At 70.4% G+C, this 9,640-nt stretch carries 11 protein-coding genes; all 11 read right to left on the bottom strand.

Translation table 11 applies throughout. The annotated features are described in order from the left end of the window. Positions 1-118: 118 nt before the first annotated feature. The 11 genes from AB0G13_RS15365 to AB0G13_RS15315 all read right to left on the bottom strand — a co-directional run bounded on the left by AB0G13_RS15365 (position 119) and on the right by AB0G13_RS15315 (position 9,531). Positions 119-496 (bottom strand): hypothetical protein, encoded by a 378-nt coding sequence (locus AB0G13_RS15365; protein WP_357874240.1) that lies wholly within the window; start codon positions 494-496, stop codon positions 119-121. Next, the gene (locus AB0G13_RS15360) at positions 496-1,419 is read right to left on the bottom strand and encodes a hypothetical protein (RefSeq protein ID WP_357874237.1); all 924 of its coding nucleotides are present in this window, start codon (positions 1,417-1,419) and stop codon (positions 496-498) included. Before AB0G13_RS15360 ends, AB0G13_RS15365 begins: the two co-directional genes overlap by 1 nt. 20 nt (positions 1,420-1,439) lie before the next feature. Beyond that, positions 1,440-1,811, bottom strand: coding sequence for a hypothetical protein (locus AB0G13_RS15355; RefSeq protein ID WP_357874235.1), 372 nt, complete (start codon positions 1,809-1,811; stop codon positions 1,440-1,442). A 3-nt stretch (positions 1,812-1,814) separates the two neighbouring features. Beyond that, complete coding sequence (locus tag AB0G13_RS15350) at positions 1,815-3,110, bottom strand: head maturation protease, ClpP-related (RefSeq protein WP_357874233.1); 1,296 nt, start codon at positions 3,108-3,110, stop codon at positions 1,815-1,817. Then, a complete protein-coding gene (locus tag AB0G13_RS15345) occupies positions 3,103-4,335 on the bottom strand; it encodes a DUF935 family protein (protein WP_357874230.1) in 1,233 nt (410 codons plus the stop codon). The genes AB0G13_RS15350 and AB0G13_RS15345 overlap by 8 nt, the downstream gene beginning before the upstream one ends. Before the next feature lie 15 nt (positions 4,336-4,350). Continuing rightward, entirely contained in the window at positions 4,351-5,787 is a 1,437-nt protein-coding gene (locus tag AB0G13_RS15340) for a hypothetical protein (RefSeq protein WP_357874227.1), read from the bottom strand. 221 nt (positions 5,788-6,008) lie between these two features. After that, on the bottom strand, positions 6,009-6,248 hold the full coding sequence (locus AB0G13_RS15335) for a hypothetical protein (RefSeq protein WP_357874224.1): 240 nt from the start codon (positions 6,246-6,248) through the stop codon (positions 6,009-6,011). A 969-nt stretch (positions 6,249-7,217) separates the two neighbouring features. Then, positions 7,218-7,604 (bottom strand): DUF6221 family protein, encoded by a 387-nt coding sequence (locus AB0G13_RS15330; protein WP_357874221.1) that lies wholly within the window; start codon positions 7,602-7,604, stop codon positions 7,218-7,220. Next, the gene (locus AB0G13_RS15325) at positions 7,601-8,476 is read right to left on the bottom strand and encodes a hypothetical protein (protein WP_357874218.1); all 876 of its coding nucleotides are present in this window, start codon (positions 8,474-8,476) and stop codon (positions 7,601-7,603) included. The genes AB0G13_RS15330 and AB0G13_RS15325 overlap by 4 nt, the downstream gene beginning before the upstream one ends. Positions 8,477-8,569: 93 nt before the next feature. Next, on the bottom strand, positions 8,570-8,902 hold the full coding sequence (locus AB0G13_RS15320) for a hypothetical protein (RefSeq protein WP_357874215.1): 333 nt from the start codon (positions 8,900-8,902) through the stop codon (positions 8,570-8,572). 23 nt (positions 8,903-8,925) lie between these two features. Beyond that, a complete protein-coding gene (locus AB0G13_RS15315; RefSeq protein ID WP_357874213.1) occupies positions 8,926-9,531 on the bottom strand; it encodes a recombinase family protein in 606 nt (201 codons plus the stop codon). Between the last annotated feature and the right edge of the window lie 109 nt (positions 9,532-9,640).

Raw genomic sequence — 9,640 nt, 5'->3', positions numbered from 1 at the left:
CGGAGAGCCAGCCACCGGCCTGACGGCGCGCGATCCCCGCGGCGGCCGTATCGAACTCGTCGACCGGCAGTCGCAGCAGCTTCCGCAGGTCCTCCAGCTCGAACAGGTCCGCCACGACTCAGCCCTTGGCCTCGTCGGTCGACTTCGGCCCCGACGCGGACCGGCGAGTACGGGTCGACCGCGACTCGTCGGACGCGTCCGCCGCGTCCCGGGCCCGCTGCAGCCGCTCCCCCTGCGAGGGGGTGGACAGCATCTCCTGCTGCACCGGAACGTTCGGCGGCTCCCCGGGGACCGGGGTGCCGGCCGGGGCGCCGAGCAGGTCGGCCTCGCGGCTGCCCTGCTCAGCCAGCATGCCCTTGTCAGCCAGCCGCTTGACGTCGGCCTCGTCGGCGTTCTCCGGCACGATCGCACCGGCGTAGAACTCGTTGACGACCAGCGCGCCGGCGGCGTCGCGGACCTTCAGCGTGATGTACGGAGCGGTGACCACGTGGCTCATCACGCCTCCAGGTTCGTGTTGTCGATCTCGATGGCCGCGCCGGGCTCCTGGACCACCGGGACCGTCTTGCGGCGTCCCTGCAGGTCGTAGGCGTCCTGGTCGTCCTTGCGGATCACCTTGATCTGCACGGCCAGGTCCGACACCGCGTAGCCGGGCGACCCATCGGTCTCGTCGGCCATGCCACCGAGCTGCTGCGAGTCGAGCACCAGCGGCTTGGTGATCGTCGGCGAGACGACGATCGTCAGGCCAGCAACCCGCTCGACCTCGCCGGTGTAGACCGGGTTGTCGGTGGTCTCCCGCTGCAGGGCGTTGGTGAACTTGTCGTCCGACATCAGGTAGGCGTACTGGGTGTCGTTGAGCGCCAGCGTGTCAGGCATGTAGCCCTGGTTGAGGCCCACGATGACGGCCTTGGCCCGCAGGATGTCCCGCAGGAACGTCGGCGAAGCGGCGCTCCACTGGGTGGTCGCGGCGAAGGTCTGCGTGACCGCCGCGTAGATCGCGGACATGGCGATCGCGTCGACCTGCTTGATGGTCGAGTTGACGACCTTGCGCATCTTCCGGTCGACCGCCGTGCCGGGGAAGGTGGCGCGGGCGAGTTCCTCGTCCGTCAGCAGAACCTTCTGTCCCCACTTCTGGATCGCCGCGACGGCGGCGGTGCCGGTGCCGAGGTTGGCGTACGGGTACTCCGACCCGGGCGACACGGCCTCAGCGGTGCGGTCGGTGACGTTCGGCTCCGACTGCTCGTAGAGCACCGCACCGCCCTGCGACCGGAACCGCTGGGTGAGCAACTGGTCGGAGACGAACCGCAGGTCGCGGAAGTCCCTGAGTCGCCGCTGGATGGCCGCCGGGCTCGCGAGGAACCGGCTGATGGTCAGCGTGTCGCCCGAAAGGGTGGGCGCAGCTGCCGGGAACGTACCAGGCATTGCTTAACTCCTTTCGGGGGTTATCGACCGATCCAGCGGACCTTGGTGCCCGCGCCGCCGGTAGTGAGGGTCACGCCGAGCAGGGCAAGCCCGGTCTCGGCCGCGACGGGGTTGACGGTGCCGGCGGCAGCCGCGATGAGCGCCACACCGACGGCAGCGCCGGCCGGGGATGTGGTCTCGTGGATGCAGTTGGCGATCGGCCACACGGTGACCCGCGCGCCGCTGGCCGCGTCGTGCGCGGCGACTCCGACGACCTTGGTGGACGCGGCGCCGGCCGGGCCGATGGCGCCGGTCGTGGTGGCCTCAACCACCTGACCGCCGGTGATGGCCGCCGAAGCGGTCGAGGTGAACGGCTTCACGCCGCCGGTGTAGACCGGGGTGTAGTCGGTCATGGTTCAGCGCCCCTTCCGGCTCGGCGGGAACAGCCCGGCGAACTCGCGCTCGAAGTCGGCGTCGGCGTCGGCGCCGTCACCGGCGTAGCCGAGCGCCGCGACCGGCATGACGTTGCGGGCGAGGCCGTCGATGACGGTCCGAGTGCCCTCAGGGTCGGCATCCCACAGCCGCACCCAGTGGTCCTTGCGAGCCGGCGGGAACTTTCCGTCCTGCACCGCCTGGTTGATGACCTGGTCGCGCTCGTCGCGCCGGCGGCGCGCGTCGGCGGCCTCCAGGCGCCTGATGGCCTCCTGCTGGGCGTCCCACGCCGCCTGGTCGATCACCATCGTCCCGGCCGCCGTGGGGCGCGGGGACGAGGGCTGGGGAGCGGGGCCGTCCGGCGACGGCGCCGGGGAGCCCGGCGTCGGGGTCGGGGCCGGCTGGGGCGTGGGCGCCGGAGCCGGGCCGGTGGGCTGGGTGTTCTGGACGAGACCGGCCGACCCAAGAGCCGCCCTCACCTCGTCGTCGGAAGCGCCAGGAGCCAGCCCCAGCGCCTCTCGGATCTTTGCCGGATCCATGCGGCCGGCTCCCTTCTTCGTTGCGTCCCCCGCCTGGTTGGCGGTGGTGGTCTTCCGCGCCGCCGCGTGGATGCGGCGGGCAGCCTCAGCGGCCGTGACCTTCGGCCGTGAGGAGTTCGCGGCGGACGACGGCGAGTCGTCCGGGTCGGCGGCGACCTCGTCGGCCAGCCCGGCGTCGACTGCCTCGGCGGCCGTGTACCAGGTGTCGCGGGCCATGGCCTCGCGGAACTCGGCCATCGGTCGGCCGGAGCGGGCGGCGTAGATGCCGGCGATCGAGTCCGACACCCGGTCGAGGACCTCGGCCATGTCCCGCATGTCCCGGGCGTTGCCGATCGCCAGGCCGGCGGCGTCGTGGATCATCATCTGCGCGCCGCGGTTCATGGTGATCCGGTCGCCGGCCTGCGCGATGAAGCTCGCCGCGCTGGCCGCCAGCCCGTCCACGACCACGTGCACGGTGGCCTTGTGGTCTCGCAGCGCGTTGTAGATCGCAATGCCGTCCCACGCGTCTCCACCGGGCGAGTTGAGCCGCAGCGTGATCTCGTCGGCGTCCAGGGCGCGGAGTTCGCCAGCGAAGTCCTTCGCGCTGGTGCCCGCCCAGCCGATCTCGTCGTAGATGGACACCACGGCCGACCGGGTGCCCGCCTTCGCCTCAATGCGGTACCAGTCGCCCGCCTTCGCTGTGGGCCGGGCCCGTAGCCGCTCCAGATGGGGCGGCAGCTCGGGCAGCGTGTGCTCAGGCATCGGTGTCCTCCGGGGGTGGGGTCGCTGCGGGCCGGTAGTCCTTTGGCGGGAGCCCGTACGCCTGCCGGGCTGCCTCTTCCAGCGACCGGTCGGGCAGCAGAATCCCTGCGTCGGCGAGCATCTTCAGGGCCTGCGCGGTAGCCGCCTGCCGCGAGCCGATCTCGTCGAACACGATCCGCGGCGCGGGCTCGGACTCCCCGAAGTTCAGGTCGACCAGGTCCTCGACGATGTGCTGGGTGGCGACGTCGGCGACCTGCTCGGCGAGGGTCTGAAGGCTGAGAGTGAAGAAGTCGGCGAAGGTGGTGCCCAAAGCCCACGAGCCGGTCTGGGTGCCCAGGTTGAGGAAGTGGGCGAGGACCGCGCGGGCGATCTGCTCGTCGTGGTAGCGGATCGGCTTGTCAGCGTCCGGCAGCTCGCCCGACACCCCGAGCAGCTCCATCTTCGCGCCGTACGGGATCGCCGAACCGGCGGACTGGCCGGCCCGCCACGACTGCGCCATCTGGGCGCCCTTGGTCAGGTCCGTCTCGCCCTCGGCGCCGGTGTAGAGCGGCACGCCCATGCCGTTGCGCTCGATCGTCTGCGCCTGCACGCGCAGCAGCCGGTCCTTGATAAGCCAGTTCTTGTAGCAGCCCCGCAGCACCGACCGGCCCAGCCAGTTGCCGCCCTCGCGCTCCAGCACGTAGGCGACCAGTCGGTCCACTGGGATCGGTCGGGCACGGTCGCCAGTCTTCGAGCTGTACTGGGTGATCGAGATCAGCCCGCCATCAGAAGCAACGTCGATCTTCTCGATGGTGCGGGGCATTCGCTCCGCGAGCTTGCGCAACCGCGCGCGGCCCTGCGGATCGATGCGGTACACCTGCTCGAAGAACATGTGACCGAACGGCAGCATCAGCAGCGCCAGCCGTAGGTGCTCCGCCCACGAGAACCGGTCCCGGGTGCGAGGCATCGGCTGCGGGTTCCGGCCCGCCACCGGCAGCCCCAGGTCCTCCGCGACCAGCTGCACCACCTCGTCGCGGGCGCCCGCCGGGTCGATGCGCCACGGGGTGCGGCGCAGCGGGTACGTCACCGCGCGCAGCACCGACCCGACCTGTGAGTCCTGGCTGCGCATGGCGTCGTACACGGCCACCGACTCGGGCCAGCGCAGCTCCGGCGTCGGCTCCTCGTCGGTCGTCCACCACGAGTTGCCCTGGTGGGCGTAGCCGATCTCGTTCACCGGTGCGGTCATCGGCCCTCACCCCTCTCAGAAGCCCGCCGAGGCCAATCCGTCTGTCTCCCAGCCCGGCTCCGACCGGCCAGCCGACACCACCACCGGTGGCGCGGACGGCGGCTTCGGAGCCCAGCCGTGCTCAATCGCGTGGGCGCGAGCCGTCCGCGCCAGCACCGCCGCGACAGCCGCGTCGATCCACATGCCCTCGCCGCGCTTCGCCAGCTTCAGGTAGTGCGTCGTAATCAGTTCGTCCTCGCCCGGGCGGGCCCGCTTCCGGTCGCCCTTGACAATCACCGCGTTCTTCGCGTGCCTGCTCAACGCCTCACTGCCGTCGTGGGTGAACTCCCGGCCGGCAAACGCCGTGGTGAACCGCTCAATGGCCTTGTCCATGCGCTGCTGCACGTTCGTCGGGAACTCCACGATCCGGTCCGGCCACAACGCCGACCACGAATCCAGGTAGTCCTGCCACCGATACGGGTCGGCGAACATAACCGCCACCGAGTAGGCGCCGAAGGTGTCCTTCACGGCCTTGTCGACCTCCGCCGACGGCACCCGCCAGTCCGGCTTGGCATCCTTCGGTCGCTCCCACACCCGGATCTGAACCAGATGCCCATCCGAGATCCGGCACGCGATCAGCGCGGTGGCATCCCGGTACTTCGATCCGTCGAAGCCCAACGCGATACCGTCGCCTGACCGGAGCCCCTCGTCGGGTCGGGCTTGGAGGTCCCACGCCTCGGGCAGCACGAAAACCGACTCACCGACGACGATCTCGTTGAGGAAGAACCGGCGCCGGTCAGCCTCCATGTACCGGGCCGACCGCACCTCGTGCATGATCCGGCCGCGGATGTTCACCCAACCGCCGCGCTCCCGGGAACTGTGGCCGTACTGGCGCAGCAGCTCCGCATACAGGGCCTCGTCGTTGCTCAGATCCTCGACGCGCTGCGGCTCGATCGTGTCCACGTGCACCCGGTCATCGCCCGACTCGGCGGTGACCTGGGCCTCGGAGCCCTCCGTCGGATCCCAGGCGTTCGTCAGCTCCAGCCAACGGCCGTCCATGCCAGCGACGTTCCGCTTCACCGCGCCGGCCACCTTGCGGTAGCCGCCCTGCAGCGTGAACAGGTGCGACTCGGTGATCGTCAGGAACGTCAGCGGCGCACCCAACCGCGCCTTCGCGCTGGTCGTAACCGGCTCGATCTTCCCCCCGCCAGGCAGCGTCACCTTCGTCTCGCCGGCGTCGATGCCCGACAGGTTGATCAGCGGCCCGTTGCGCAGGGACGACAGCAGCGGACGCCACGTGTTGTCGGTCTGGTCCTCCGACGTTCCCAAACACACGATCAGCGGCGTCGGATACGGGGCGCCCACCGGCTCCCCGTCAGCGTTCCAGCCGTCGAAGCGGGTCGGGCCGAGCGCCTCCGCCAGGATGATGGCCGCGCCGAACGGGTCCTTGCCCCACTTCTGCGAGCGCCGCAATTGCCCGCCGGTGTACCGCAGGGCGTCCGGCGCCGGCCAGGGACCCGCGTGCGGGTATAGCCGGTAGTAGTGGATGAGGAACGTCCACATCTCGTCGGTCAGCCGGTACGGCTCGCCCATCCGGTAGCCGTCGGGGATCACGACGTTCTCCTCGATCCACTCCCCGACGTCGTAGCCCAAGGTGGGGAACTCGCCAGGCTCGTTCGGGCCCCGCCACGGCATCAGCCGACCGCCTTGATGCGCCCCCGGGCGCCCTCGGACTGCTCCCGCTTCTGTGCGACCTCGTCAACGGCGATCTGCCACAGCAGCAGCCGCATCGACTTCGGTGTCAGACCGAGGCGGTCCTCGAGGGCGGTCACCTGCGCCAGAATCGCCGCGGAGGCGTCCGGCTGCTCAGCCGCCACCATCACCCGGCAGTAACGGGCCACCGTCCGAGTCCAGCCCATCTGCTCCCACGCCACCGCCTGCGGCGTAGCCCACAACTGCGCCCACGCCTCACGCTCGGCCGGCGACATCCGCCCTGGTAGCGGCCACGTCGGCGGGTTACCTTCACGGCCCTTCGCGGGCAGCATCACGGGGCCGACACGGGAGTTGCGGCGGACCGGATCGTGCTTCGGCGGCTGAGGCATCATCACCCTCCGCAACACTCTGCGTCACCGTTCACGCTAGGTGACGGGCTGGCGAACGTGGGAACCGTACAGAAAGCGAGCGACCTGCCCCGGGGGTCCAGCTTTCGCCATGATCAGATTTTTCCGAGGCCGCTCGTCACCGTGAGTGACGCCTCCGGGGTTACGCTGCGTAACAAGCTAGCGGGCGCCCTTAGCGCTGTTGCACGAGCGACACAGCACCTGCAGCACGCCATGCTCGCTGCCACCTGCGGCAACGGCGTCTACGTGGTCCGCGGTCAGGTCCGTTGCCTCGTGCGGTTCGCGACGCCAGCCGGAACACCAGTCGCCCTGCTCCCGCCTGTGCGCCGCCACGGCCGCCGCTCTGCGTCTCTCCTCGGCGTAGCTGGGCCGCGGTCTGCGCTCTCGCTTGGCATGCAGCGCCGCCCGCTCCCTCGGTCGCTGACAATCGGCGCACCTGGTGCCGTCGGTGAGGGTGCCGCAGTCGAGGCAGAGTCGGCGGGCCACTGCTGACCTCCTGTGCTCACCTCGTCGGGTACCAGACGCACACGGCGATGAGTCCGCCGACGATGACGGCCAGGTGCAGGGCGAGCATGAGCACCGGTGGGCGTCGCATCGTCCACCTCCCGGGTGTGCGGGCAGGCCGGGCCCCGCTTGCCTCGGCCTGCCCGCTGACCCCCCGCCCCGAGCCCGGGCATGACGAAGCCCCGCCGGCGTAGAGACGCTGACGGGGCTTCAAAGCTGACTGAGGTCAGGCTACTTCACATGGTGTTCCGAGATCGTTGACATGTCAAGCTGACGCGCTCAGGGTCGCCACTCGTCGCGGTAGCCGGGCTGGCCGGCAAACGGCAGGGCGAGCAGGCGAGCGGCGCTGAGCCAAGTGCCCGCTTGACGTGCGTACGGCTCCGCCTGAACGTGCTTGCCCTCAGCCCTGAGCGTGTCGGCCCAATGCTGCGCCGAAGTGAATTCGTCGAGGATGCGCCGCTTGGCGTCCAGCTCGGTGAGGCGCTGCTGGCACATCTTCTCTACGTCGGGCCAGTCGTGCCATCCGGGGATGTGCTTGCCGAGGAGCTTCGGGTCTTGCAGGGTCAGGATCGTCTGCTGTGCCCAGAGGAGCAGGGTGCGGGTGCTCGTCTCTGCGGCGGTAATTTGCTCGCGCAGCCAGGTCACCAGGGCGTCCGCGCTGCTCATGCTGCCACCTGCGCCCACAGCTTCGTGGCGTGCCCGCGCAGCTCGTTGAGGTCGAACACCGTCCGCCCCTTCCCGTCCTTGCCCAGCGGCTTGACGTCGCCCTTGAACGCCCACTTCCGCAGCATCGCCGGCGTCACCTCCCGCCGGTGCCGCATCGCCAGGTCCGCCGCCGCCGTGTACGCGTCCACCTCGACCGGGGCGTCCCCGACGAGCTGCCGCTGCCACCACTCGACGGTCTCCTCCGTGCCGCAGCCGGTGCACTGCACGAGCGGCTGGTCGCCGTACGCGTGCAGCCGCGTCCCGCACGGGCCCTCGTTGGCGCCGTCGAGGTCGGCCACGATCAGCGGGCAGTCGCCGATGTAGAGCCGGTCGGTGCCGGCCGGGTAGGCGAGGCGTCGGGTGCGCGGATCACCGGCGATGTCCCGCAGATCCCGCGCGTGCTCGTCAGCGGCCCCGTGAGCGGCCAACCACACCGCATGGTGGGCCACGTATGCACCGAGGGCTGAAACCTCGTCAGCGGGCAAATGGAGGCCCCTTTCGTCGGCGATGATCCGCACCAGCGACACGAGGGTGGCTCGGATCGCGTGTCGGGCCTCCATCACCTCGTCGTCGGGCACCGGCGCGGACAGGCTCGACGACGCGACCCGCTCCCCGCCACGACCACGCCGGATCAGGGTGAGCGCCAGGTCTTCGTGGAGCACGGCGGCGGTGCGGGCGTCCTCGGCGATGCGGCGGGTGTCCACCTCGCACAGGCGCAGCCCGTCGGCGGCCGGGCGGGGCAGGCAGCCGCGGCAGGTGGTCGGGTTGGGGCAGTCAGGCTGGTGCTGGCCGGTGATGCCGCAGTGGTCGGCGATGCAAAGGGTCGAGGTCACGGTGTCCCCCCGGTTGTAGGCTGGCCTGCGCGTGTGTGCCGCCCTGCGGGGTGGTGGTGGCCCTCTGGTGTGCAGCCGGAGGGCCACCGGCGTCTACGGGGCCTGGTGGTAGGTGCGGGCGAGGTCACGCAGCCACTTCGAGATGCGCTGCGGCGTCAGGACGAGCCTTGGCGTGGCAACCCGTCGACCGGCCCGAGCGGACACGATGTCGTTGCTGGCACGGACCAGAGCGTCCGCGATCCGCTGAGTCGTCACCGCCCGCTCGGCCGCTTGCCCGGCGCGGTAGCCGATGGCGAGCAGGTGCTCGACCTGGATGTCGCTGATGCCGCCGCGCTGGCGTGACTGGTTGAGCATGGCGAGGGCGCAGTCGCGGTCGGTGCCGGGCGTCGAGAACAGTTCGACCGCACCGATCTGCCGGTCTGCCACGGTGGTCCTTTCGGTCTGGCCGCTCAACGCGGCGCGGCGGTGGTCTCGTGGCTGCCGAGGTAGCGGCGCAGCGACGACTTCGGAATCCCCGTCTTGTGGCTGATCTGGGACAAGCTCTCGCCGCGCTCCCGCAGCAACTGGGCGTGCTCGATCTGCGCGGCGCTGTGAGCCTTGGGCCGGCCGATGTTGCGGCCCTGCGCCTGGGCGACCGCCCGGGCATGGGCGGCGCGCTCGGCGGTAAACACCCGCTCCATCTCGGCGAACAGGGCCAGCAGCATGAAGGCGATGCGGCCCATGCCAGTCGAGCGGGTGTCGATGGGCAGCGGGTCGGCCAGCGACCGGACGCCGACGCCGCGCTGCTCCAGGTCGTGCGCGACGTTCAGCACCTCGCGCAGGTTCCGGCCGAGCCGGTCGAGGGTGTAGACCACGATCGTGTCGCCGGGGCGGACGTAGCTGATCAGCTTCTTGAGGCCCTCGCGGTCGACGCTGGAGCCGGTGCGCTTGTCGACGTAGAGCCGCTCCATGGGAACGCCAACCTTGAGGATGGCGTCGATCTGGCGGTCGAGGTGCTGCTTGGTAGTGGAGACGCGGGCGTACCCGAGTTCGAGTCCCACGTGCGGCTCGGTCACTGTGCCTCAATCCCTTTCTGTGACTCTCTTGTGGTCCTGCACTTGTGGCCCCATTTGTGGCCCGGGTTTAGGTGGCGGTTCGATCACTCCCGGTGCCCTGTGCCACTTC

Origin of the sequence: Micromonospora sp. NPDC023633, from assembly GCF_040640035.1 — a bacterium.
In the GTDB taxonomy this organism is placed as follows: Bacteria; Actinomycetota; Actinomycetes; order Mycobacteriales; family Micromonosporaceae; genus Micromonospora.
This window is presented reverse-complemented; position numbering and strand designations above follow the sequence as displayed.